The organism is Vibrio sp. IB15, assembly GCF_016406055.1.
In the GTDB taxonomy this organism is placed as follows: domain Bacteria; phylum Pseudomonadota; class Gammaproteobacteria; order Enterobacterales; family Vibrionaceae; genus Vibrio; species Vibrio chagasii.
This window is the reverse complement of sequence record NZ_JAEFCE010000156.1, coordinates 1-861: the sequence shown is the minus strand read 5'-3', so window position 1 is coordinate 861 and position 861 is coordinate 1. Positions and strand designations below refer to the sequence as shown.

Sequence of the window (861 nt, the reverse complement as noted above, 5' to 3'; positions counted from 1 at the left end):
TGACCCGTCCTGATATGGGTTGACACTTGATTGACTAAAACGCTCGATGTACTTCATCGGGCGTTTTGTATTTTAGAGCTGTGTGAGGCCTATATTCATTATAGATTTTTACTGATTCGGCGACCATTTTCTTTGCTTCATCTAAATCATTAGGCTTATTCAACAGATACTCCATCTTCAGTATTCCGTTGATCCTCTCTGCCAACGCATTCTGATAACAGTCATAACCATCAGTCATTGAGCAAGATACATCATACTGTCGATGCAACTCCTGGTATTCCACAGAGCAGTATTGAACACCTCGATCTGAGTGATGTACAAGGTCACCTGTATTCTTCCGCTCTTTCAACGCGTTTAAAAAGGCCAGCTTAACAGTGCGAGCTTTCATATCATCACCTATGTGATAGCCCACGATTTTTCTTGAGTAAGCGTCCGTCACTAAACTGAGATAAGTACTACCACACCGCGTCGCTAGATAAGTAATATCGGCAACCCATAATTGCTCAGGTCTTTCCGGTATTAAGCCTTCTTTGATTCGATTTGGATGGCAGTAAAAGCGATGATTACTGTTTGTGGTTCGATGGTAAGCCCTTCGATTCTGCACTAATAATCGATGCATTCTCAGCAGAGAGAATAAGCGGTCTCGACCGATTTCAATATCGTTCTGAGCAAGTAAATACTTGAGCTTACGGGTCCCTATACGAGGGTGCATCATCCTTTGCTTCTTCACAAAACCGAGTACTAATTCATCTTTTTTTGTCTGATGAATTTCTGCAACACAGCGCTTGTAGAAAGCTTGTCGTGTAATACCTATGAAGTGACAAGCTTTAGTGACGGTCAACTTTCTGACCGTTTTTTCCT

Annotated in this window: 1 protein-coding gene; it reads right to left on the bottom strand. The window is 41.9% G+C overall.

From position 1 onward, the window contains the following. Positions 1–34 precede the first annotated feature (34 nt). The coding region (locus JC606_RS23200; protein WP_198779566.1) for an IS3 family transposase at positions 35–861 on the bottom strand (827 nt) is incomplete at its 5' end.